At 46.1% G+C, this 24,113-nt stretch carries 24 protein-coding genes; 11 read left to right on the forward strand and 13 right to left on the reverse strand.

The genetic code is table 11. From position 1 onward, the window contains the following. The first annotated feature begins 57 nt into the window (after window positions 1-57). Window positions 58-900 (forward strand): symmetrical bis(5'-nucleosyl)-tetraphosphatase, encoded by an 843-nt coding sequence (locus HYN46_RS02300; protein WP_114897922.1) that lies wholly within the window; start codon window positions 58-60, stop codon window positions 898-900. On the opposite strand, the gene HYN46_RS02305 is transcribed toward HYN46_RS02300, so the two are convergent. The 5 genes from HYN46_RS02305 to hflX form a co-directional block, all read right to left on the reverse strand. After that, window positions 843-1,394 (reverse strand): hypothetical protein, encoded by a 552-nt coding sequence (locus tag HYN46_RS02305; RefSeq protein WP_114897923.1) that lies wholly within the window; start codon window positions 1,392-1,394, stop codon window positions 843-845. The two genes, HYN46_RS02300 and HYN46_RS02305, sit on opposite strands and share 58 nt — an antisense overlap. A 111-nt stretch (window positions 1,395-1,505) precedes the next feature. Further along, window positions 1,506-1,991, reverse strand: coding sequence for a DUF2147 domain-containing protein (locus HYN46_RS02310; RefSeq protein ID WP_114897924.1), 486 nt, complete (start codon window positions 1,989-1,991; stop codon window positions 1,506-1,508). Between the two features lie 201 nt (window positions 1,992-2,192). After that, the gene (locus HYN46_RS02315; protein ID WP_114900533.1) at window positions 2,193-2,882 is read right to left on the reverse strand and encodes an LrgB family protein; all 690 of its coding nucleotides are present in this window, start codon (window positions 2,880-2,882) and stop codon (window positions 2,193-2,195) included. After that, the gene (locus HYN46_RS02320) at window positions 2,882-3,352 is read right to left on the reverse strand and encodes a hypothetical protein (protein WP_228254864.1); all 471 of its coding nucleotides are present in this window, start codon (window positions 3,350-3,352) and stop codon (window positions 2,882-2,884) included. Before HYN46_RS02320 ends, HYN46_RS02315 begins: the two co-directional genes overlap by 1 nt. Continuing rightward, entirely contained in the window at window positions 3,339-4,799 is a 1,461-nt protein-coding gene (gene hflX / locus HYN46_RS02325) for a ribosome rescue GTPase HflX (RefSeq protein ID WP_114897925.1), read from the reverse strand. The genes HYN46_RS02320 and hflX overlap by 14 nt, the downstream gene beginning before the upstream one ends. Before the next feature lie 377 nt (window positions 4,800-5,176). Here hflX and HYN46_RS02330 point away from each other — a divergent pair, with 377 nt between their 5' ends. Together HYN46_RS02330 and HYN46_RS02335 are read left to right on the forward strand one after the other, a co-directional pair. After that, window positions 5,177-5,932: a GNAT family N-acetyltransferase gene (locus HYN46_RS02330; protein ID WP_114897926.1), complete on the forward strand. Its 756-nt coding sequence runs from the start codon at window positions 5,177-5,179 to the stop codon at window positions 5,930-5,932. A gap of 263 nt (window positions 5,933-6,195) precedes the next feature. Continuing rightward, the gene (locus tag HYN46_RS02335) at window positions 6,196-7,011 is read left to right on the forward strand and encodes a lysophospholipid acyltransferase family protein (RefSeq protein ID WP_162818064.1); all 816 of its coding nucleotides are present in this window, start codon (window positions 6,196-6,198) and stop codon (window positions 7,009-7,011) included. Between the two features lie 60 nt (window positions 7,012-7,071). On the opposite strand, the gene HYN46_RS02340 is transcribed toward HYN46_RS02335, so the two are convergent. The 3 genes from HYN46_RS02340 to HYN46_RS02350 all read right to left on the reverse strand — a co-directional run bounded on the left by HYN46_RS02340 (window position 7,072) and on the right by HYN46_RS02350 (window position 9,713). After that, window positions 7,072-7,791, reverse strand: coding sequence for an alpha/beta fold hydrolase (locus tag HYN46_RS02340; protein ID WP_114897928.1), 720 nt, complete (start codon window positions 7,789-7,791; stop codon window positions 7,072-7,074). 128 nt (window positions 7,792-7,919) lie between these two features. Then, window positions 7,920-9,407, reverse strand: a complete 1,488-nt coding sequence (locus HYN46_RS02345) for a YifB family Mg chelatase-like AAA ATPase (protein WP_114897929.1) — start codon at window positions 9,405-9,407, stop codon at window positions 7,920-7,922. Window positions 9,408-9,449: 42 nt separating this feature from the next. Next, the gene (locus tag HYN46_RS02350; RefSeq protein ID WP_114897930.1) at window positions 9,450-9,713 is read right to left on the reverse strand and encodes an accessory factor UbiK family protein; all 264 of its coding nucleotides are present in this window, start codon (window positions 9,711-9,713) and stop codon (window positions 9,450-9,452) included. 508 nt (window positions 9,714-10,221) lie between these two features. Here HYN46_RS02350 and glnK point away from each other — a divergent pair. The 4 genes from glnK (at window position 10,222) to ribD (ending at window position 13,898) form a co-directional block, all read left to right on the forward strand. Beyond that, the gene (gene glnK, locus HYN46_RS02355) at window positions 10,222-10,560 is read left to right on the forward strand and encodes a P-II family nitrogen regulator (protein WP_114897931.1); all 339 of its coding nucleotides are present in this window, start codon (window positions 10,222-10,224) and stop codon (window positions 10,558-10,560) included. 139 nt (window positions 10,561-10,699) lie between these two features. Continuing rightward, window positions 10,700-12,127 carry an ammonium transporter gene (locus tag HYN46_RS02360; RefSeq protein WP_114897932.1) on the forward strand — a complete coding sequence of 476 codons (1,428 nt, stop codon included), beginning with the start codon at window positions 10,700-10,702 and terminating at the stop codon, window positions 12,125-12,127. A gap of 209 nt (window positions 12,128-12,336) precedes the next feature. After that, window positions 12,337-12,792, forward strand: coding sequence for a transcriptional regulator NrdR (gene nrdR, locus HYN46_RS02365; RefSeq protein WP_114897933.1), 456 nt, complete (start codon window positions 12,337-12,339; stop codon window positions 12,790-12,792). A gap of 14 nt (window positions 12,793-12,806) precedes the next feature. Next, window positions 12,807-13,898, forward strand: coding sequence for a bifunctional diaminohydroxyphosphoribosylaminopyrimidine deaminase/5-amino-6-(5-phosphoribosylamino)uracil reductase RibD (gene ribD / locus HYN46_RS02370; RefSeq protein WP_265935990.1), 1,092 nt, complete (start codon window positions 12,807-12,809; stop codon window positions 13,896-13,898). Window positions 13,899-13,926: 28 nt separating this feature from the next. On the opposite strand, the gene HYN46_RS02375 is transcribed toward ribD, so the two are convergent. Together HYN46_RS02375 and HYN46_RS02380 are read right to left on the reverse strand one after the other, a co-directional pair. Continuing rightward, a complete protein-coding gene (locus tag HYN46_RS02375) occupies window positions 13,927-15,039 on the reverse strand; it encodes a hypothetical protein (protein ID WP_228254866.1) in 1,113 nt (370 codons plus the stop codon). Window positions 15,040-15,409: 370 nt separating this feature from the next. Beyond that, entirely contained in the window at window positions 15,410-15,895 is a 486-nt protein-coding gene (locus HYN46_RS02380) for an RcnB family protein (RefSeq protein ID WP_210009308.1), read from the reverse strand. A gap of 323 nt (window positions 15,896-16,218) precedes the next feature. Between HYN46_RS02380 and HYN46_RS02385 the strand changes: the two genes are divergently transcribed. The 3 genes from HYN46_RS02385 (at window position 16,219) to ftsW (ending at window position 19,669) form a co-directional block, all read left to right on the forward strand. Continuing rightward, complete coding sequence (locus HYN46_RS02385) at window positions 16,219-16,917, forward strand: riboflavin synthase (protein ID WP_114897934.1); 699 nt, start codon at window positions 16,219-16,221, stop codon at window positions 16,915-16,917. A gap of 49 nt (window positions 16,918-16,966) precedes the next feature. Continuing rightward, window positions 16,967-18,340 (forward strand): UDP-N-acetylmuramoyl-L-alanine--D-glutamate ligase, encoded by a 1,374-nt coding sequence (gene murD / locus HYN46_RS02390; protein ID WP_114897935.1) that lies wholly within the window; start codon window positions 16,967-16,969, stop codon window positions 18,338-18,340. A gap of 108 nt (window positions 18,341-18,448) precedes the next feature. Further along, entirely contained in the window at window positions 18,449-19,669 is a 1,221-nt protein-coding gene (gene ftsW / locus HYN46_RS02395) for a putative lipid II flippase FtsW (protein ID WP_114897936.1), read from the forward strand. A gap of 24 nt (window positions 19,670-19,693) precedes the next feature. Here the strand turns inward: ftsW and gluQRS are convergent, their stop codons facing one another. From gluQRS to cpdA, 3 genes are all read right to left on the reverse strand, one after another. After that, complete coding sequence (gene gluQRS / locus HYN46_RS02400) at window positions 19,694-20,584, reverse strand: tRNA glutamyl-Q(34) synthetase GluQRS (protein ID WP_114897937.1); 891 nt, start codon at window positions 20,582-20,584, stop codon at window positions 19,694-19,696. Between the two features lie 28 nt (window positions 20,585-20,612). Beyond that, window positions 20,613-21,110: an RNA polymerase-binding protein DksA gene (gene dksA / locus HYN46_RS02405; RefSeq protein WP_114900538.1), complete on the reverse strand. Its 498-nt coding sequence runs from the start codon at window positions 21,108-21,110 to the stop codon at window positions 20,613-20,615. Between the two features lie 516 nt (window positions 21,111-21,626). Next, window positions 21,627-22,496, reverse strand: a complete 870-nt coding sequence (gene cpdA / locus HYN46_RS02410) for a 3',5'-cyclic-AMP phosphodiesterase (RefSeq protein WP_162818065.1) — start codon at window positions 22,494-22,496, stop codon at window positions 21,627-21,629. 607 nt (window positions 22,497-23,103) lie between these two features. Here cpdA and HYN46_RS02415 point away from each other — a divergent pair. After that, complete coding sequence (locus HYN46_RS02415; protein ID WP_114897939.1) at window positions 23,104-24,003, forward strand: TorF family putative porin; 900 nt, start codon at window positions 23,104-23,106, stop codon at window positions 24,001-24,003. Window positions 24,004-24,113: the final 110 nt, after the last annotated feature.

Raw genomic sequence — 24,113 nt, forward strand, 5'->3', positions numbered from 1 at the left:
CTCAAGCGCTCAGACGATTCTGAACGATGACATCGATTCGGAAGGGAATGATCAATAATGCCCGTGCGCTATAATTATGTGATTGGTGATTTGCAAGGGTGTTTTGCTGCGACTCAAGCGCTACTTAAAGAAATCAATTTTGATGAAAAGCAGGATCACCTGTGGTTTGCAGGGGATCTTGTTGCACGCGGTGAGGATTCACTGGCGACGTTACGTCTGGTCAAGCAGTTATGTGAGTCTGGAGTTGCTCATACGGTTTTGGGTAATCATGACCTTAATCTGCTTGCAGTTTGGCGCGGGTTTAACAAACTGAAAAAAAATGACCGGACAGCCCCGATTTTCGATGCACCTGATGCAGTCGTACTCTTGAACTGGCTGCGTAAACAGCCTTTGTTGCTAAGACCAAATCCGGATTATGTGCTGACTCATGCCGGTTTGCCGCCGACATGGACGACTGAACAAGCGGAGCATCTGGCATTTGAAGTGGCTTTGGTACTCCGAGGCACTTTTCTTGAGCTTGATCGTTATTTGGCTCATATGTTTGGTAATCAGCCCGATCAATGGTCGGATGAGCTCACTGGTGTTGAGCGGCTACGTGTAATTACCAATTATTTCACACGCATGCGCTTGATTGATGGTGATGGCCGCTTAGAACTTGATTTTAAAGAAGGGCTAGATGCACCTATGCCCAAAGGATTCTCGCCTTGGTTCACGTGGCCGACAGTCGTTCCTCGTACAGAAAAAGTGCTTTTTGGGCATTGGGCGGCATTGGAAGGTGCTGCACCATTGAGCCGAATGGTCGCTTTGGATGGCGGCTGTGTGTGGGGTGGTAGTCTTATTGCTTATCGATTAGAAGATGGGCAACGGTTTGAAACGCGATCGGGCTGTGGACTCGGGTAACAAATCCGCTCAACACGCCAATTGACGATGTGATCACGGACCAGTTCAAAGCGTAACTGATCGCGGTTTTCCCCTAGTTCTAATGCGTAGTGATTAAAATAGTGCTGATAATATTGATGATGTCGTTCTTTGTTCAAGACCTGCGCTTGAACAGATAACCATGCATAAGGATCAATGTCACCATAGAGTTTGGGCAAAATGTGCTTTAGGTAATTTTTGCCCGCACCCTGCCATTGATGATCGGGATGGGTATTGATCGCAAGATGCGCCAGCAGTGGCTTAGGGATTTTCTCTTGGAGTTTATGGGTATCTTGGCTATAAAGATCTTGTTCTAATTTGCAGACAGCCCAGTAAGGCGAGATGAAATAGGCAGTTAAAAACGACAGAGTCATTAAGCCCAAAGCAATACCACTCACCAAGCGCTTGTGATTTTTGAAAATCTGCCAGATGAGTGTACGTTGTAAATATTGCAGTAAAAATTGTGGCGAACGCATGTTTAATATTTAGTTATCTATCGGCGTGCATACAAATTAACATAAAAGAATGAACAACAGCATGACGCTTTGTTGTCCATCTTCAATATTTTTTATATTTAGTGCATCCAGTTATTCAGCTGCTTTATCTTCGCGATACCACGTTTGGCTGCGACCTAGCAGTGAGAAACCGATAAAACCGCGAATAACCAGTTTTTTACCATCGCTATTCAGTTTAATTTTAGCGCTGTAAATGTGACCGCTGAGCGGATCGAGAATTTTACCGCCATCATATAAACCTTCTTCGCTGGGGTTTGCTTTGAGTCCAGTCAGGACATTAAGACCTTCAATGGGTTTGCCAGTAAATGGGGCGGGGCAATCAATACAAAACTCTTCAGGCTTATAGCCAGCATGAGACAGGACTTTAATAATTTTACCGCTATACAGCCCATTGGTATTTTTTTCGATTTTAATCAGTGATTTTGCATAACCCGTTTTATCATCAATGCTGCGCCAAGTTCCTGAAATGTCGGAACTCTCTGCATGACTGATTTGAGATAAGCATAGCAACGCACCCAGAAAAAAACTGTTGGAAGCGGTGCGGAAGGCTGTGTTCATGTGTTCATCCTTGAGCTCATGGGGAGGGAATATAGTTTAAGATCATGCTTCTAAACGCACAACCAGATGGTAACGTGAGAGCTCATCGTAATCATAGCTGAGTTTCAATAAATACCACAAAACATTCATTAAAATCACACATAAAGATGACGTGATAAATTGATTTGCTTTAAAAATTTATGAAAAAGAAGCCAAAACACGCTAAGAGAAAACGCAAATGACCCAAATGGCGGTCAGGACACCATTAACCGCCATGCCAAAAGCCGCATATTCCCCCGCCACAGGACTTCTTTGCCAAGCTTGAGCAGTACCAATAGCATGCGCTGCCAGACCGAGTGCAAACCCAGCGGCGCGTTCGTCATCTAGATTACGTAAAATCAGAGGCGATAGTGCTGCACCGACCAGTCCTGAAAAAATCACAATAAAACTGGCGAGTGTCAGTGGTGCATGAATTAGGGTGGCGACATTGAGTGCAATAGGGGTGGTTACTGCGCGTGTTGCAAAGGCGAGGATGGTGGGTTCAGACAGATGTAATCCATAAGCAATCGACATAGGCAATAAACCGCCCATTAGCGTTGCAATGCCTAGAAGAATCGAAAGTCGTTTGATCGGAAGCTCATCAAAGCGAATTGTTGCTAAAGGAATAGCCAGAGCCACGGTGGCATAGCCTAAGAGACGATTAAATAGTGGTGCGACAGCATCGGCATAGGATTGATACTGCCAGTGGCAAAGTGCCAGTAAGCCTGAAACAAACACAATGGCGATCACGACCAGAGGCAGCTTAGGGAAGCGCTGATTGAGCAATTTGGCTGCGATATAACCAATCAGGGTGAGTGCAAAACCGATCCACAGTAAAGTCGTCGTAGAAAAATGAGTTGTTGTCAATGTCATCATAACCACCGCTTTGCTAAATACGCATACAGCCACATCGGGATCAACGTACTGATGAGCATAATCATGACGATTTTGATGCCTTCATTACCGAGGTTTAACAGCAGTATACCGACACCGGCACAAATAGGTAAAAAAGCAAAGAGACTTTCTTTTAAGATTCGAGAGTTTGCGACAACAAAGCGATGCGGGATCTGACCTTTAACGTGGCGATAACATAGGGCCGCGCCGAGCAGTAAAAACAGTCCAACCAGATTCCCTAAATTTTTGTAGCCCAATAGACCCATTACCCAAACACAACATTCGCGGGTGACGATGATGATCAGGACCACGAAAGTCAGCATCGGCAAGTCTATGGTTGCAGGTGCAGGGGATGGCTCATCATCATCAATGATATGGGTGTCTTTATGCGTCTGGTTCAGATCTTGATGATCTAAATCGTTAGGAGGGGCTGAATCAATGTCGGACATCAGAGATCTCGTGATTGAGTGAGGCTACAGCGTGATTGAACTCATCCTCGTCATCTGGATTGACCATGCCATTGTTGAGCAAGTCAGAGCGTTTTGCTTGATCCTGTCTGACTTTTTCTTGCTCAAAGTGTTCAAGTGTACGTCTGAACAGTACAGCTTCTTCTTCGGGCAAGATGAGGTCTGGATCGATATGAGACTCGGCCAGTAAGCGCGCGAGTGCGGGGGTAGACAAGTTGATGGTCAGCTCTGCGGCACCGTCATCTAAAGTATTTTCGGTTTGGATGACCCCTAGGCGATAGAGCTGACTGCGTAGACGTCCTGCTGAGACGGGCAGCGTTAAGTGAAAGGTTGAGACTTTACCGACGGCCAAACGCTGATGGACTGCTTGTTTAAGCAAGTCCAAACCCGCACCACTATGAGCGGAGACATAGACGCGATCAGGCACATTGGGTTCGCCTTCATGTAAAGAAGGGGCATCGCCACTCACATCAATTTTGTTATAAACCCGCAGAATTGGCACTTCGGCACCAATTTCACGGAGTACAGCTTCCACCGCATCGATTTGTTCGTCGCGGTCAGGGCTACTTTGATCAATCACATGCAGGAGTAAGTCCGCTTCTAAGGTTTCTTCCAGCGTTGCGCGGAATGATTCGACGAGCGCATGGGGGAGGTGTCTGACAAAACCAACGGTATCAGCCAATACCAACGAACCTAAACCTTGCCAATCCAAGCGGCGCAAGGTGGGGTCCAGTGTGGCGAAGAGTTGGTCTGCCGCATAGACGTCGCTATCTGCCAGCCGATTAAACAGAGTGGATTTGCCTGCATTGGTATAACCTACCAGTGAGAGGGTGGGAATATCAGCTTTCTGACGTGCAGCACGACCCTGTTTACGCGTTTGACGAACACGATCCAGCTTTTCTTTAAGCTGACCTACACGAACACGCAGCAAACGGCGGTCGGTTTCGAGCTGAGTTTCCCCAGGACCGCGCAGTCCAATCCCGCCTTTTTGACGCTCAAGGTGGGTCCAACCACGCACAAGGCGTGTGGAAAGGTGATCGAGCTGAGCCAATTCAACTTGCAGTTTCCCTTCAAAAGTTCGGGCACGTTGCGCAAAAATATCCAGAATTAAACCAGTGCGATCCACCACACGGCATTGGAAGATTTTTTCTAAATTGCGTTCTTGGGCGGGTGTCAATGTATGATCAAAGATCACGAGATCAATGTCGTGTTCAACAACATATTGATGAATTTCTTCCGCTTTCCCTTTCCCAACAAACAGCCTAGCATCGGGTTTTTGCCGTGAGCCTGTGATCAAGTCGATAATCTCGGCGCCTGCTGACTGTGCAAGCAGGCGAAATTCCTCAATGTCTTGACTGTCGATATGATAGATATTGAGGTGAACCAGCAGTGCGCGTTCGCCACCACTCGGTCGGTCAAACAGTTCCATACGTTTCCATAGAATTCTAAAAGCAAAAGGCTTTCTTTTACATTAAGGGTCTGCTAAAGACAGCAGCTCTGTTATGTGTAGATTAAACACATGGATTGGTTTAGCGCTATAAATTGGGGTATTAAACAATGTTGTTCATACGCTGCCAGTATACCATGTCTAGCTTGACTTGAATTTAACCGCTGCATAAAGTGATCGAATGGCGATATTATCTTTTCCATACGGATCATAAGGCGCGTACGCGGTGAACTGCTGCATATGGACATTCTTGGTATATAATACGAATTGATCACAACAGTTTTGCAATCAAGATTTCATCAAATTGCAAGATATACTGACTATAATAAAATGTTAGCCTGTTGTAGTGAGCTACGTTCATGCCAAACATTTTAGTCAGTCCTAGTTCTAACAATATGACTGTTAATAATATGAAAAAAGCTAAACCAGTACAGTCGCTTACTGTGCGATTGGCGGAAAGCACTGAAGATGTCCAATGCGTTCAGCGCTTGCGTGCGAATGCTTTTGGTCCTGCTTTTGGCATGACCTTTGAGAGTGGTTTGGATCAGGACCGTTTTGATGGCTTTTGTGCGCATTTGATGGTTTTTGATGGCGAACAATTGGTCGCGACGACGCGGTTATTAGATCGTGAACGTGCCTGCCTCGCGGGTGGATTCTACAGTGAGCAGGAGTTTGATCTGCATGATGCCTTAAATGCAACAGAGGGCAATGTGCTTGAGATCGGGCGTACTTGTGTGGCACCGGATTATTCGTCCATGCGTGCTATCCAGACCTTGTGGCAAGGGGTTTATGAGATTGCAATGCTTTGGAATACCCAAACCGTCATCGGTTGCGCATCTGTACCTTTGGGTATGGGGGATTGTCAGGGGTGGTTAAATAGCTTACCTGAGGAACAACGTCTAGCGTTTCATGTCAGAGCGCGGCGCGCCTTGCCGACACCGATCACTGCTCAGCCCCCAGAGTTGCCGACCTTATTGAAAACGTATTTGCGTATGAATGCACAGTTGGGGACACAGGCTTGTTTTGATCCTGTTTTTCACTGCGCGGATATCCTGATCTGGTTATCTGTGTCGCAAATGACCTCAAAATATCGCGAGCGACTCACAGCAGCTTAACCCTCCGAAGTCATTTGAGACTTTTGATTTTAGGATAAAAGACCTCATGAGCAAGCCTGCTTGCCAGTGAGGTCTTTTATTGCTCGGCAGTTTTGTAGAGAGCAAGTCATTTATATTTTTGCATGTTGGATGTAGATCGGCTAATGTTGCGCAAGATTTTATGCTGTTTTAATGTTTTGAATATTTTTTAAAGCCAAATACAAACATAAATATGATGTTGAATATGAATGGTTTGGTTGCACAGGTTTTTTTTGAGAGTGTTTATGTCCAAGCCTACTGATGATCGTATCTTTTCTGCAAGTACCTTACCGACACAAGTTGTTCGTCAAATTCGAAGAATCCTACGCTCAAGCGGCTTGCTGGTCGCAGTTAGTCAAGGCTTCTATGCCGCAGGGGTGAGTGGGGCATTAACCAAACCAAACCAACCGCATCATCCGCGTGTTATTCGTGACGTATGCAAAAAACTGTGCAGTGCTTTGGCCATTGACGTGCAAATTCATGGGGAAATGCCAACAGATCATGCGCTATGGGTCAGTAATCATATTTCATGGACCGATATCCCTGTGATTGGTTCAGCGGCTCCTGTTTTCTTCTTATCTAAAGCTGAGGTTGCCAGTTGGCCTGTCATCGGGCGTTTGGCAAAAGCGGGCGGTACGTTATTCATTCAGCGGGGATCGGGCGATGCCAACGCGGTTGCCGTGCAGATGGCGGGTTTTTTACGCCAAAAAATGCCTGTGTTGTTCTTCCCAGAAGGAACAACCACGGATGGTCGAGAAATTCGTCGTTTGCATAGCAAGCTATTAGCCGCTGCGGTCGATACGGGCACACCAGTACAGCCTTTGATTCTATGCTACCAAGGGCCTGATGGACGGTTAGATACTGTGATGCCTTATATCGGCGATATGTCCTTTGGAACGCATATTCAAGATGTTTTGGGGCGGAGTAAAGTTAAGGCGCATATATTACCCCTTGCAGCAATTCCAATCGGAAACCACGACGTCCATACCTTAACAGATGAACTTCAGATCAAAATGCGTGAGGGCTTGGCGGAATTACAGGCTAAAGTTCTAATCCCTTAAGATTGATCAGTATCTATATATGAGAGAGTTGCTCAATCCATTGAGCAATTGATTGCAGCATTATGGAGCGTCTTGCAGCCATTCAGTCAATGTTTGCAAGACGAGTTCTGGAACTTCTAAAGGCGTCATATGCCCTGCCTCTTCAAAGACGACCAACTTTGAGTTGGGGATCAGGTCAGCCATTTGCTCCGACTCTGCGACGCTGCGCATTTGATCCTGTCGACTTGCAATGATCAGTGTTGGACATTGGACTTTATCCAAGTGGGCATAGCCATCATCCCGTAGCGCCGACAATTGGCGGATAAAAACATCTTTACCATTCGTGAGCGCCATGGTTTGTAATCGACCGAGGAGCACTTGATCGCCAGCACGATCAGGTGCGACAGAGGCAGCCAGTGCGCGACGAGTCAGACCTTTAAAGGGGACTGATTTGGCGAGTTCCACTTGTGATTGTGTACGGGCCACTTCAAGTTCCGTCTGTTGGTGAGCAGACGTATTCATGAGGATCAATGCTTTAACACGATGAGGTGCAAGTCGATATACGTGTTGGGCAACATAGCCACCCATTGAGAATCCAACCAGCGTAAATTCTGCGGGCGCATGCTCCAAAACGCGTTCGGCCATAGCCGCAATCGAATCGTCTTGCGTGATATTGCCGAAGTGTAGCGTTCTGAGTTCTGAAAGACCGTCTTGGATATCATCCCAGAGGTGTTCATTCAACATAAAACCAGGGAGCAGAAGTAGCGGAAAATGGGTCTGTGCTGCGTCATTCTCAGGCATGATGGGGCTCCTAGAAAAGGGTGAAAAGGATCATATGCTTCTGACATTTGATTCGGTGTTAATTTTCGTAAAGGGTTTACAACATTCAAGTTTATATCGTGAAGTATGGCTTCAATCAGTCATTAGTACTATTGTTCGAACCCACGATAACCGAGTGCTTCTGTGAGATGTGGCGAACGGACATCCACACTATTAGCAAGGTCTGCGATGGTGCGTGCAACGCGCAAAACTCGGTGGTAGGCCCGTGCAGATAAAGCTAGGCGCGTTTGAGCCATTTGCATCAGCTTTTGCTCGGGCTCACCTAAGGGGACGAATTTATCCAGTTGAGTGGGTGTCAGGGATTGATTGGTACCTTGCTGACGACTGAGCTGGCGATCCCGTGCAGCAAAGACCCGCTTGCGGACCGTTTCGGAGTTTTCTCCGGCTTGTGTTTGTTGTAAGTCACTGGCAGGTATAGCAGGGACCTCAATGTGCAAGTCGATACGATCCAAGAGTGGACCCGACAATTTGGCGCGATAACGGCTAATCATGTCCGTTGTACAAGTACAACGCGTGGTTGTATCGCTGGCATAGCCACAAGGACAGGGATTCATCGCAGCAACCAATTGGAATTTGGCAGGAAAGGTGACTTGACGTGCGGCACGTGAAATCACGACTTCATTGGACTCTATCGGTTGGCGCAAGACCTCAAGCACCTTACGATCGAATTCAGGGAGTTCGTCAAGAAACAGGACACCATGATGCGCTAACGTAATCTCACCGGGTCTTGGTTGAGATCCACCTCCAACAAGTGCCACTGCAGAGGTGGTGTGGTGAACGGCTCTAAAGGGACGCAGCCCAAAAGGGTGTTGCGAACTGGCTATTGAATAAATATTGGCGACTTCTAAACTCTCTTCATCGGTGAGTGGCGGCAAGATACTCGGTAACCTTGATGCAAGTAATGTTTTGCCCGTTCCTGGAGGCCCTGAGAATAAAATGGAGTGCCCCCCAGCCGCAGCGATTTCTAAAGCACGTCGTGCTCGGTGTTGCCCTTTTATATCTGCCAGGTCCAATAATGGTGCATTTGAGACTTGGGGTTTAGGTTTTGGGGTGGCGGCAAGCAAGGTGGTCCCTTCTAAATGTGCACACAATGCTGCTAAATTGGGCGCGCCCCAAACGGTTAAGCCGTCAATTCTCGCTGCTTCGATGGCATTCGCATGGGGTAAAAAAAGTTCACGCCGTGCAAGATGAGTGGCGCGCGCTACCGCAAGAACACCATTAACCGTCCGTAAATCACCATTTAGCGCCAATTCACCAATGAATTCACGGTTATTGAGAGCATCAACGGAAAGCTGCCCCGTCGCTGCCAGTACCCCGAGTGCGATGGGTAAATCCAACCGACTACCTTCTTTGGGCAAATCTGCAGGTGCAAGGTTGATGGTCAAACGCCGCTGGGGGAATTGAAATCCTGAATTTAAAATTGCAGAACGTACGCGGTCCTTGCTTTCACGGACTGCTGCTTCAGGTAATCCGACAATCGTTAGGGCAGGCAGCCCTTGGCTTAAGTGAGTTTCCACTTGGACGGTCGGAGCATTCAGCCCCATAACCGCTCTACTCCATACTTGCGCAAATGACATACTCGTACTCACCGAATCTATTAGGGTCTTATGGATGAATGATTATTTCATCTGAGGTTCAGTTACGTTTTCTTGAACCCCTTTTCCCTGCGCAATCTGCTGTTCTAAAGCGGTGACTTGCTGTTCCAAAGTTTTAATCGCTTGCTGTGCGGCGATCAGTTGTTGTTCTTGTCGCATGAAGGTTTCATGGCTGACAATCTCTAATCGATCCAGTGTCCCACTCAGCCATGCACGGAGGTTTTTTTCAAAATCGGCTTTGGGTGCGCTAATTTGTTCTGAAACGGCTTGGAGTAGTTGCTCTAACATGGTGCTATTTCGCCCTGATATGATGCGTTTGAGTAAAAATGCGCATTTTTGGTTAGTGTGGCTTAAAATCCGTTAATAAACATTGCTATCAATTCATCTTGCAGAGATTAGCATATTGAAAAGCTTGGGTGATAAAGAATCATTTTTCGAAAAAAAGGTTTTGATCACGCATATAGGTGTGGTTCAATCATATTGTAAAACGTGTATATCCTGTATAACTGCACAATTATGGGTCGCTATATGATTTACCGGTTTACGTTGTGCTAAGAGATCAATTTTAGTGGAGGTCATTTTAGTCGAGTTTTGAGCAATTGCTTGTGTTAGGTGGTCGTTTTTGTAAGTTTTTTTTCTGGAGTAAGTCACCGTATGTCTGAATTTTTACGGTATTTGCTCTTTGCAATATCAGTCTGGTACGGTTTTTGAATAGCAAAGTAGGTATGTGTTTTCTTTTAACATCATTAGTACATGTTCGATATACATCATATGTTAAGCACAAAGGAGTTTTACAATGAAATTAGTAACTGCCGTTGTCAAGCCGTTCAAATTAGATGATGTCCGTGAGGCATTATCTGATATTGGTGTGCAGGGGATTACCGTGACTGAGGTCAAGGGATTTGGTCGTCAGAAGGGTCATACAGAACTCTATCGCGGGGCAGAGTATGTTGTCGACTTTTTGCCTAAGGTAAAAATTGATATCGCGATTCGTGACGAAATGGTTGAACAAGCCGTTGAAGCGATTACTCGTGTTGCGAGCACAGGCAAGATTGGCGACGGCAAAATTTTTGTCAGCAATCTTGAACAAGTGATCCGTATCCGTACTGGCGAAACCGGACCAGAAGCGGTTTAAAGCAAAAAAATAGTCCAGCAAGCTTGTTCAGACCGAGCTTAATGGATAGGTAAATGTCGTTATTGCATTTTTAACTGATCGCTATTGCTTTGAAGAAAATTTTGCCACTTATATTGATATTGCACAGGGGAACACCTTTATGAAACAAGTATTGCTTGCGCTAGGCTTAGCTGGCGCCCTACTCACATCGACAGTCTCTATGGCTGATGAGGCATCTGCGCCAGCGGCGACAGCTGTAGCGTCTGCTCCAGCAGAATCTGCTGCATCTGCACCTGCCGCAACTACTGCGCCAGCACCTGCTGCAGCCGCTACTCCAGCGCCTGCACCAACAATAGATAAAGGTGACAGCGCGTGGATGTTGACCTCTACCGCACTGGTTCTGCTGATGACCATTCCTGGTTTGGCATTGTTCTACGGTGGTATGGTTCGTCGTAAAAACATTCTGGGTACGATGATGCATAGCTTTGCGGCTACAGCAGTTGTGACCATCGTTTGGGTTGTTGTTGGTTATTCTCTAGCCTTCGGTACCTCCACAAGCACGTTTTGGGCTCCGTACATCGGCGGTTTGGATCGTGTGCTGATGAATGGTGTCGCCATTGATAAGCTTTGGATGGCTTCAGGTGCCACTGCGCCGACAACCATTACTGAAATGTTGTTCATGGTTTTCCAAATGACCTTTGCGATCATCACTGCGGCATTGATGAGTGGTGCGTTTGCTGAGCGTATGAAGTTCTCCGCATTCATGGTGTTCATTGCCTTGTGGAGCTTGGTTGTTTACTCACCGATTTGTCACTGGGTTTGGCATGGTCAAGGTTGGTTGGCTGCAAAAGGTGCGCTTGACTTCGCGGGTGGTACCGTTGTTCACATCAACGCGGGTATCGCAGGTCTGGTAGCTGCTTATGTATTGGGTCGTCGTTTGGGCTTGGGCAAAGAGCCAATGGCACCTCACAACCTGTCACTCACTGTGATCGGTGCGAGTTTGCTGTGGGTAGGCTGGTTCGGCTTTAACGCGGGTAGTGAACTTGCTGCCGATGCGCGTGCCTCCATGGCGATGGTTGTCACTCAAGTTGCGACTGCAGCTGCTGTAATTGGCTGGTTGTTGGCTGAACGTTTGGTCCGTGGCCATGCTTCAGTACTCGGTGGTGCTTCAGGTGCGGTTGCAGGTTTGGTCGCAATTACGCCAGCATCAGGTTTTGTGGGCGTCGGTGGTTCATTAGTGATTGGTCTTGTTGCTGGTGTCGCTTGTTTCTGGGGCGCAACTGGTCTCAAACGTATCCTGAAAGCGGATGACTCATTGGACGCCTTCGGTGTGCATGCGGTTGGCGGTATCGTTGGTGCCTTGCTCACCGCAGTATTCGTGACCAAAGCGGTAACTGGTTCAGATCCTAAACCAGTTCTTGATCAGCTCCTTATCCAAGGTGAAGCGGTTCTGACTACCCTCATCTATAGCGGTGTAATGACCCTGATCTTGCTGAAAATCGTTGACGTTATCATCGGACTGCGTGTTTCCGAGGAAGACGAACGCGAAGGCTTGGATGTATCACAACATGGCGAACGTATCGAATAATCTTTGATACTGACGTTATATTTAGAAAAATGAGAGCTTCGGCTCTCATTTTTTTTGCTTTGAACTTTCATTTTAATATGCATCATCTATTTATGGGACTCTGGCTTATATAAAAAAGACTTTGGTCTTTGTAGTGAGAGAGGTCCGTTTTTTTAGCAGTGTTTTTTGCTAAACTAAGCGCCATATTTTTAGTCGTTGTGCGGATCGTTATGCATTGTCCTTTTTGTAATGCGCCAGATAGTAAAGTCATTGACTCCCGTTTAGCGGCGGAAGGTCGGCAGATTCGTAGGAGACGTGAATGCACCACATGTAGCGAGCGTTTCACCACATTTGAAACCTATGATGTGGTGATGCCGCGCGTGATTAAATCAAATGGTCGTTATGAACCCTTTGATGAGGCGAAGCTCAAGCGTTCCCTCCAGCATGCACTACAAAAACGTCCGGTCGGGCTGGATCAGATTGATACGACGCTCTCAGAAATCAGTCAAAAGCTAAGGAGCTTAGGCGAGCGCGAAGTCCCTTCACGATTAATTGGCGAGGCCGTGATGGAAGCCCTCTACGATTTGGACCACGTTGCGTATGTGCGATTTGCATCGGTTTATCGGGATTTTCAAGATGTGGATGCTTTCCGTCAGGCGATTGATCAGATGAGGAGCTCTCAGTGAGTGAGTCATCGCATATAGAGCACTCCGCAGTACAAGATAAAGAAGATCAGCATTGGATGCAGCGTGCCCTTAGCCTTGCTAAACGGGGTTTGTATACAACGCGTCCTAATCCTGCCGTGGGCTGTGTATTAGTCAAAGATGGTAAGGTGATTGGTGAGGGCTTTCACCCTAAAGCAGGGCAGCCCCATGCTGAGGTGTTTGCGTTACGCGCTGCTGGTGATTTGGCAGTCGGGGCAACAGCTTATGTCACCTTAGAGCCGTGTTCGCATTTTGGACGGACGCCGCCTTGTGCAAATGCGCTGATTGCTGCACAGGTTTCACGTGTGGTCATGGCGACGCTGGATGCCAATCCTCAAGTTGCAGGTCAAGGGCTTGCTCGGCTTGAAGCCGCAGGCATCGCAACACGTGTAGGAGTTTGCGAAGCCGAGGCGCGAGCATTGAATGTTGGCTTTTTGCAAACCATGGCCGGCCAGCGTCCATATGTACGTTTGAAAGTTGCTGCAAGTTTGGATGGTCGTACCGCAATGTCATCGGGTGAATCCAAATGGATTACTGGCTCTGCTGCGCGCTTGGATGTACAGCACTACCGCGCCATGAGTGGTGCAGTGATTACAGGGATTGGGACTGTACTCGCAGACGATCCGTTGCTGAATGTTCGGCAGGTTTCGGATGGAACGCCACTAGAGACGATTCCTCAGCCACTACGCGTTGTTATTGATCGACATCAACGTATGCCGTCTAACGCCCAAATCTTAAAAGATCCCGATTCGGTGCTGATGGTTACTTTAAATCCAGAAGAGTCGAAGTTGAAAGATTCCGCCGAGTGCTGGCAATATCAGTCACTAGCGCTGCTTTTGGATGAACTCAAACAGAAAAAACAAATTCATGATGTTTTAGTTGAAGCTGGGGCAACATTATCCGGCGCATTTATTGCGGCGGGGCTTGTGGATGAGTTGATTGTTTATCTTGCGCCGACATTACTTGGCTCATTAGCCCGTCCGATGTTTGATTTGCCGTTTTTACACATGAGTGAGCAGATTCGTTGGCAGACGGTGAGCGTGACGCCTGTTGGTGATGATCTGAAGTGGGTGTTGCGTTCTGTTTGATAATCACTTTATCCCCGATATGAATCTCTTAGCAGAACTTTAAATTACCGTAGCAATTATGAGCAGGAATTTGTCCGAGGTCGATGGGATTGAGGTTGACTGGGGTGTTGATGATCGCCCCTAAGACCGCGCCAATTGCATCAACTGTAACGGGCTGAGTGATGACCAAATTATTAAATTGAGCCTGTGGAACGGAGATCCACCATCCCTTTTGTGCGGTTACGCCAGAGAAATCACCAGTACTGAGTTTTTGCCAAGTAATCGGCGCCCGTTGCAAGGACAGTGATAAATCATTGGTTGGTGTACCGTCAGGCTTGGAAATCTGCAGTTGATGTACCGTCGCATAAGGAATGTCATTCACATTGACGTTTCTCAATGTCAAACTCAATAAATTCGGGCTCGTGATTGCTGTCATTGGCCCTAAATTGAATGTTGATGCCCTTTGAGGGGTGAGCACGGTATTGTAACTGGCAACATTAGCCGTTCCTTTTCCTGTCAAGGGGAGACACAAGATAATAAGCGTGCACGCACGCACATCGGTGAGTGTTGCATTGGTCACTTGAATGCCGATATCACCGCTTAGCGAACGTATGCCCGTATCATCGTTTGGTGTTGATAAGTCACCATTTGTTCCTACCGATAATAGGCCCAGTGCTTCAGCCGCGCCTAGACGGAAACCAACGATCTCGCGTGTAGACAGCGTCGTCGGATTTTTAATTGCAAACTCAATAAAAGGATTTTTCATGGTTGCATCAGAGCCTGCATAGCTTCCGTTGACCTGATTGAGTCCAGATAAGCTGACATTGGATAAATCGATATCACATCCCGGACCATTTACGCCGCCACATCCTAGTTGGATGGATTGTGCGTTGAGATTCAAATCTAAAGTTGCCTGAAGACCCAGACGATAAAAGCCAACGTTTGCCGTGCTGCTGCCATCAACACGGTTGTTGTTGCCGCTTTGTCCTGGTGCGATGTAATTAGAAGTGTAGAGTGATTGACCAGTCGCTGCTGCGAGCTCTTGATCACTCATGCTGGTCAATTCTGCCGATGCGGACTGAAATGCAGCGAAGCCCATGATCAATAAAATACTATTGAATAGATTGAATAGATTGAATAAGTTCTTGTATGGGCTGAACAAGGCTCGACTCCTTGAGTCGCTGTTTAAGGAATAGCAGGCAGGTTAGGCTGATTGCTCAATTGAAAATAATGTACGCAAATGCTTACATAAAAGTAGTCTATTGATTATAGGTGTGTAGGCTGTTGGCTTTCCAGTCCGAATGGAAAAATAAATAAATTGATATTATTAAGTTTTTAACAGTTTTATTTTGATAAGATTTTGATTTTTAAAGTGTAAAATTGATTCCTTAAAACATCTAGAATTCTTCAATGGATGACGATTACAAAATTGTCGAATTTTGACGTGGTGTGCACGTCGGAAAATTGTTGCAATGACATGTGCCATTGCAACAATGAGTTGACATTAAGAATGTGTGGCTATCGCATCATTCTTAATAATAAAGTCCTGTAATCACAGATGCGATCACCCCTGTAGCAATGGCAGTCAGGACAACATCATTATTGACCCGCACCCATTGATAGCCGCGTGGTGGTGGTGAAAGCTGGTATTGACGATAGTCTACATAGTAGCGACGGTCACGATAACCATCTGGCAAGCGATCACCATTTCTCCAAGATCTCACTTGGTAACCATGTGGTCGCACATAGGGAGCTGGGGCATTAAAACGTTGACCATGCCAGCCATTGTTCCCACGATTGTTGTCATTGCGATGATCGTTACCTCGGTTGTTACCTTGCCATTGCGCATTACCATTTCCTCGGTCATTGCCCCGATCGCCACGGTCTTGATGACCTGAGTTATTGCCGCGATTATCTTGTCCGCGCCATTGATCATCAGCCTGAGCAAGTGAGAGTCCTGACATCGACACAATCAGGGCCGTAATGATCATACTTTTCTTAATCGTTGTGGTCTTCATGAGAAGCTCCTTTGTTAAAAATGTCACTTGGTCGCCTTGAATGTTGAGTTGCACTTGCATCTCATAATTCTATTTCTTTGCTCATTTAATACACTGATCATGTTTTCCCTAAGGGCTTGAGCATGGATCAGAGATTTAGCGCTGTCATTAGGTTAATATATGCAGGAAAACGCATGAGCTACAGAACTTGTAGTGATTATTGGCCTTGATCCCGATTTAATTATGGATTTTATGTAAAGCCTCAGTGTCGCTGATGTTGGGTTTGGTATGTAACTTACAATATTTCAAGTAATAAATTTTGAAATCAATTGCTTAGGAAGAATATGTTTACTGGAATTATTGAGTCTGTTGGCCTTGTTCGTGCCATTACTCCACAAGGAGGTGATGTCCGTGTGACCATTCAGACGGCAAATAGTCAGAAAAGTGCAGGATTATCGATGGGTGATGTACACCTTGGCGATTCGATTGCGACCAATGGCATTTGTTTGACCGTCATTGATATGGCTGCAGACTATTTCGTTGCCGATGTCTCTAGTGAAACATTAAGACGTACGACACTTGGGCAGTGGAAAACCGGGACACAGGTTAATTTAGAAAAAGCGCTCTTACCAACGACACGACTTGGCGGTCATTTGGTCAGCGGCCATGTGGATGGCTTAGGGGAAGTTATTGTTCATCGTCAAGATGCGCGCTCCCTGTATTACGAAGTGCGTGCGCCACGCGAATTGGCGCGCTATCTGGCTGAAAAAGGCTCGATTACGGTGGATGGGATTAGTTTGACTATTAACCATTTAAATGGTGCCGTTTTAAGTCTTAATCTTGTCCCACATACCGCAAAGCATACCAATATTGATGATTGGAAAGTCGGAAGTCTTGTCAATTTAGAAGTAGATGTGTTGGCCCGTTACTTAGAGCGTTTGATGCTTGGTGATCGTGCAGCCGATACAGGGAGTTACTCTGAATCTAGACAAGGTGTGACACTTGCACTGCTGCAGGAAAGCGGTTTTTTAAATCGTCGTTAAAAGCAATATTAGAATCAAAACAGATATCACTTCAGATGAGGAGCGCGGCATGCTAATACAGCGCGGCGGATTAAAGGTTGTTGCAGGCTTGGGGAAAACAGGTGTATCAGTCGTGCGCTACTTAGTTGATCAAGGCTATAAAGTTGCAGTGACGGATACCCGTATTGATCCACCGGGATTGGCTGATTTGCCCGCAAATATCGCTTGTCATTTAGGCGGGCTGGATGCTGAATTACTCTGCCGTGCAGATGAAATCATCATCAGTCCGGGTCTTGCATTGTCTGAACCCGCTGTACAAGCTGCACTTGCCGCTGGTGTGTCGGTCATTGGTGATATTCAATTATTACGCCGTGCGACGAAGACGCCGATTGTCGCGATTACAGGCTCAAATGCTAAAAGTACAGTCACGACCTTGGTCGGTGAAATGGCAGCGAACGCTGGGGTACGCGTTGCTGTAGGCGGTAATTTAGGCAAACCTTCTTTAGAGCTGCTTGAAAATGATCCGCAACTGATTGTGTTAGAGCTTTCCAGTTTTCAGTTAGAAACAACGACGAATCTTGCAGCCGCAGTGGCCGTGGTCTTGAACTTAAGTGAAGATCATATGGACCGTCATGGCGATATGTTGGGTTACCACACTGCTAAGCATCGCATTTTCCAGCAATGCGAGCGTTATGTGATTAATCGGGATGATGCTTTAACACGTCCGTTGATTTCCGATAGTACGCCAATGAGCAGTTTTGGTCTAAGTGCGCCGGATATCAATGATTTTGGCGTACTGCGCGATTTGGATGGCACCTTGTGGCTTGCAAAAGGGCGTAATCGTTTGCTGGCGGCTTCTGAAATGAAGATTCAGGGCAGCCATAATGTGGCTAATGCGTTGGCGGCGCTGGCATTGGGTGAGGCCGTTGGCTTGCCGATGGAATCGATGCTGACCACACTCAAAACATTTGCGGGCTTGGCGCATCGTTGCCAGTTTGTGGCAGAGCAGCAGGGGGTACGTTTCTATAATGACTCTAAGGGCACCAATGTCGGTGCAACACTTGCTGCCATTGAAGGTTTAGGTGCGTCTCTCGCCTCAGTGCATCCTGATCAACCGAGTCGTAAGCTGGCCGTAATACTTGGGGGCGTGGGCAAGGGGCAGGATTTTAAGCCGTTGGCGACCCCCTTGGCTCATTTTGCTCGCGCTGTCGTCGTGATTGGTGAAGATGCCCCAGTCATTGAAGCGGCTCTGCAAACCGTACTCTTTGATCACCAAGTACCGCTCATTCATGTGACGTCATTGGCTGAAGCGGTGGCGCATTGCCGCGAGGTGAGTCAGGCGGGTGATGCCGTATTGTTATCACCTGCTTGTGCAAGTTTTGATATGTTTTTGAATTATGAAGATCGTGGTCGCCAATTTGAACAACTTGTTCTCGCAGGTTAATGCTCATCCAATGACATTGATCAAACTCGAGATGAATGTGATGCGATCAGTTGCGCATCATGCATATCCGTTTGGCGCAATTGCTATACAACAATAGGTACCAGAGACATGGCTTTAGAACCAACGAACAGTGTGAAATCTAAACTGCATACTTTTTGGCAACGTCTCACCAGTTTACCGTCACTTGCGGATGAGCTGACGGCCAGACGCTTACTGATATTCAGTATTGTGGCATTGCTGTGCATTGGAACAACAATGATTGGCTCCGCATCAATTCCGTATGGGGACTATAAATATCATCAGCCGTTGTACTTTATTACACGTCATTTGATCTATTTATTTATCGGTGTTTTCGCAGTTTTTCTCACGATGAAGGTTCCGCTTAAGGCATGGTTTGCGCAGACTTTTTTATTGTGGTTCATTGTACTGATTTTGCTGATCATGGTTCTGCTTCCAGGGATTGGCGCCGATGTCAATGGCTCTAAGCGCTGGATCCGTTTAATGGGCTTTACGTTTCAACCCTCTGAGTTTGCGAAATTTGTCATGGTGTTATTTACCGCGGATTACGTGGTGCGCCGTGAAGATGAAATTCGTTTTAGTTGGTCGGGATTTTTCCGGCTATTAGGACCAATGGTCTCAGTGCTGTTCATGTTGCTGCTCGAGCCTGATCTTGGAGCGAGTGTTGTGGTGGTCGCCAGTATGATGGCCGTGTTCTTCTTGGCGGGCGCACCGATACGTCAGTTTGGCGTGTTGTTAACAGGGGCTCTAATTGCTTTAGTCGCAGCGATTGTTTTTGAACCGTATCGATTGCGCCGTCTGACCTCTTTTGCCAACCCTTGGGATGATGAGCTGGGTGCGGATTATCAGCTCAAACAGAGTTTGATTGCCTTTGGTCGTGGTGAAATAACCGGAACGGGCCTAGGGCATAGTGTGCAAAAGCTATCCTATTTACCTGAAGCCCATACCGACTTTTTGCTGGCAATTATTGGTGAAGAATTAGGTTTTGTTGGCATTGCCTGCCTATTCTCCTTACTTTTTGTGATGGTGATTTCCTGTATGCGCATTGGTCATCGGGCTTTGGTGAATCAGTATGCGTCAGCCGGCTATTTGGCTTATGGAATTTCGGTGATCTTCCTGCTACAGATTTTGGTTAATGGTGGCATGAATATGGGCCTTTTACCAACCAAAGGTCTGACTTTGCCTTTCATTAGTTATGGTGGAACGTCGCTGATTATGTCGTTGATGATGGTGGGTGTGTTATTGCGGATTGATCAAGAGACGCAAAAACCAAAACCGCGCAGTGCAAGAGATGCTTATTTGGGTGGCTAGTGGGTTAATTGAATGAGTAATCGACTAAAACTGACCGTCTAACTGCGTTTGCCTTGGAATACGGTTGATATCCCAGCAGGTGATGGCTTGCTGTAAAAAATGTTCAGGGCTGCTAGCGTCGATAGCGTTTTGCCCTAATGCCACAAATGCAGCCTGTAGATTTTCTACAGGCTTTTTGACATTTAAGGGGAGGGCGAGATTTTGCTTCGACAGCTTTTGACCCTGTGCATTCATTGCTAAAGGAATATGGGCGTAAATGGGCTCAATGATTGGCTTGGATGTCGTTTCCCTTAGGCACTGGCGTAACCAGATCTGGCGGACCGTGTTATCCAGTAGATCCGCGCCACGGACGATATGGGTAACTCCTTGCAGATAGTCATCCACGACAACGGCGAGTTGATAGCTGATAATGCCATCTCGGCGTCTTAACACAAAATCACCTGTGGTCTTGCTCAAATCCTCACAAACCTGACCCTGCAGTTGATCTTGGAAGCAGAGGGTATCATCAGACACCCGCAGGCGAACTGCATGACCTGTTAAGGAGAGTTTTTTATTACGACAAGTGTTGGGATACGCGGTATATCCCGTCAGTTGCTTACGACTGCATGCACAGCCATAAAGGTCGCCTTGGGCGGCTAGATCATCCAGAATATGGTTATAGAGGTCGATGCGATCTTGTTGACGTAGGATCGGTTCATCGGCAATTAAACCATAGGTTTCGAGCTGGGTTAATATCTCCGCTTCAGCACCCAGTTGGTTACGGGGGAGATCCGTATCTTCGATTCTGACGAGCCAGCGTCCTTGATGTGCCCGTGCTTCGCACCAACTGGCTAGAGCCGTGACAAGAGAGCCAAAATGCAACGGGCCGGTTGGCGATGGCGCAAACCGACCCGTATAACGAGGAACTTCAGACAATGAGTTAACTCACAGCTGCATGATGGGATTAGCCGTTATTTTGCTTTTCTTTAATTTCAGCCAGTGTTTTACAATCGATACATTGTGTTGCGGTTGGACGTGCTTCAAGACGACGTAAACCGATCTCAATACCACAAGTTTCGCAATAACCGTAATCTTCGTCTTCAATATTTTTAATCGATTTTTCGATCTTACGGATCAGTTTGCGTTCACGGTCACGGGTGCGCAATTCAATAGCGAATTCTTCTTCTTGAGTCGCGCGATCGTTGACATCAGCCATGGTGCTTGATTCATCTTGCATATGACTCATCGTGCGATCCACTTCTTGCATCAGTTCTGCACGCCATGCGGTCAGAATGCGCTTGAAATGATCCAACTGACCTTCCGACATGTATTCTTCACCGTCAGTCAGAACGTATGGATCAATGCCATATAAGCTTGCTGCTGTGCCCGCAAGTGCAGTCGTAGCAGGTTTTGCTTTTGATTTTACGGCGTTTTTACGTGGTGATTTAATAGAGTCTGTCATATCATGGATTACCGTTGCTGGTGTTGCTTCTAAGACGACGACTATGTGCACCGTCATCATGTGCGATATTTGATAAATTACGAGCGGATCGGTTTGGGACGATATAAGCGAGACCCTTTAGCGACAATAATATGCTCGCCTCATTTTCTTGGAGCGTTAAACACTCTGCGTTTCTTGTGGTCATCGTCATTCGCTAAAGTCCTTATGAACTATATCAACTCGTATGATCTATCAGAATTGTTAAATTAGCATGGCACTGTATCGACTAATAGCATCACTTTATCGTGAAGGGAAGCCAAAACCTCCTTAATATCAGTCTTGTTGCGGCTTTATACAAAAGCAGGCGAACAACAGTTGAATAACCTTAGAAAGGTTCGCAGTAATGTTTTGATCGAAGAACTCTCGATAAAAGCATTTTACGATCCATTTTCAGCGCGTCTTTTATCATGGTTTATGTGCGCTGGCAAGCGATTCTATGCAATCCAGCATTCTTTCTACAAAAAAAGCGTTAAGGGCTTAGTAGCCTTGCGAGTTAAAATCAACGCCTGCTGGTAATTTTTTCAATCTGGAAACGCCTGTCTCAATTTTGCCGTTTGCATAAAGATTAAACCAGCGATAACCCGGTGGTAATTTGTCGATCGTGAAAGCTTCACTCAGGGGTTTAAACTGGATACAAGTTGAAGGGCAGGCTAATACTTGAACCGATCCGCGTTTTGCCTCAAATTCCTGATGGACATGTCCATGAATGACTAACGAAACTTGCGGCGCATCATCAACAATTGCCCAAAAGGCTTGAGCATTTAGGAGTCCTGATTCATCCAGCCATGTTGAACTTACACTGATAGGATGGTGGTGCAGGGCAATAATGACATGTCGATCTGGATAGCGAGCCAGAGTTGTCTTCAGCCAATTTAATTCTTGAGTCGTAAATTGACCGGAGATCTCATGATCTTTTGCAGAATTGAGCATCAAGATGACCCAGTGCGTTCCCAGCTCTACGATATTGATGCTGCTGCAGTCTGTACTGTCTTTTAACAGTTCTCCCAGATCATGATTGCCTTGTAACCAGACACAAGGGCGATTGAGCGTGCCCATGACGTCCAAGAAGCGTTTATAAGTTGCTTGTGCGGGAGATTGTGCGGTATCTCCCGTGGTTAGAAAAAGCTCAACATCGGTAGAGAAACGAGTATTTAGGTGGTCTGAAGAGATTTCTTTTTGAAACTGTTCTTTCTTGATTAAAGAGATAACGGCTTGAAAACTGTCTTCGGTGTTCATCCCGAGTAGTTTGGCTGAGGTATCTTCAAATAAATGGGTATCTGAAATCTGGACGACACGAATCGGTTTTGATGGATCTGCTGTAGAGATGGACAAAACGCCGGCATTCAAGTGGGTATCTCCATCAATTGGCTTTTTAGTGTCCCAATCAAGTTGTATTAAGGGCGAAACGATCAAATATTCACTTTTTATTAAGCGTTTTAGTCGAAAAAAACGCTTGTTTTAGGTTGTTTAATGATACATGAGATTCATATTTTTTCTAGGGTTGTTTGGCTTGAGACAGCGCAAAAAGGCAAAAAAAGACAGTAAAAAGAGAGCTTAAAATCGTTTTTCAAAGACTGCACCAAACTAGTGCTTAATGTGGTTTTAATTGGTGCGTTATTTGAGCGTTCACAAATTATATAAATATAACGTTAAGTGTGGAATAGGGTGATCTGCGTCACTTATTGGCTTTATTTGTTCAAAAGTGTCTTTACATCCTCTTTACAGTCGTATGTATAAATTATATATAAAGATTATGTCGGGACAAAAACGCCTGTTTTATGATAACCACGGTATCAATGTATAGGTGTTTTGTGAACTTGGCATGACATTTGTATTAATACTTTCGACTGTAATTAAAAGTCTCACGACTCTTAGGGTGCTTAGCAATAAGTTTAACTAAAGGTTTGGTGATATCCATAAATGATGAATTCGATGTTCTTGGGGAGCATGAAATATGAAAGTAGCAAACGTGAAGTCAGCAGCTTTGAAAGCTTTGGTATCTTCGATGATTCTGGTTGGGGGCGTGAGTCTTGTTCATGCTGAAGATGCTAATCCTGATACCGTTCTTGCGGGCACGCCGTACGAAGGTACTCTGACCGGTAACATCAACGTGGTATCTAAGTACATTCTTCGTGGTATCACCCAGACTTATGGTCCAAAACTCGCTGATGGATCAAAAGGAACTGATGGTCCAGAAATGGATTCTCCTGCATTGCAAGGTGGTTTAGATTACGTATTGAAAAATGGCCTGTATGTTGGTTATTGGTTCTCTACACTGGGTTACAGCTATGCTGATTTGAATCCAGACCATACTGGCAAGCACTCACAAAATTCAACTGAAAGTGACATCTATGGTGGTTACACCGGTACTTTCGGTAACTCAGGCATTGGCTATACCGTTGGTGGTACTGTATACGTGTATACCCCAGGCTGGGCTTCAACTGGTTATGAAACCAAATTGGGCTTGAGCTATGGCGAAGTCAGTGTCACTGCACAAACACTCCTGAATGATGTGACATTTGGTAATACTGGCGATACCTACTACTTGGCCACATGGACACATGCATTGCCTAAAGACTTCACCTTCACAGGTCAGGTTGGCTTGTACACCTACGGTAAAAAAGGTGACTACATCAACAGTACTAAAGCCGATAAGCCTGGCTTTAATCCTGCCTATCCAGATGGAAATCCAGATGCAAAAACATTTGCATTCCGTCATGTAACATTAGGTTTATCACACCCACTTCCGATCAAAGGCGGCACATGGGGTCTGCAATACATCGTTGGTGGCGACAACCGCTTTGGTGTAAAACAAGACAACCAAATCGTTGGCTCATTGGGCTTAACATTCTAAGCATTGGCATAACTGCTTAGTTTAAAGAATAAAACGCCACATTCTTGAAGGATCAAGTTGTGGCGTTTTTATTGGAAAAATCTATATCTGTTCCATATCCATGATAGACG

This window comes from Aquirhabdus parva (assembly GCF_003351745.1).
In the GTDB taxonomy this organism is placed as follows: Bacteria; Pseudomonadota; Gammaproteobacteria; order Pseudomonadales; family Moraxellaceae; genus Aquirhabdus; species Aquirhabdus parva.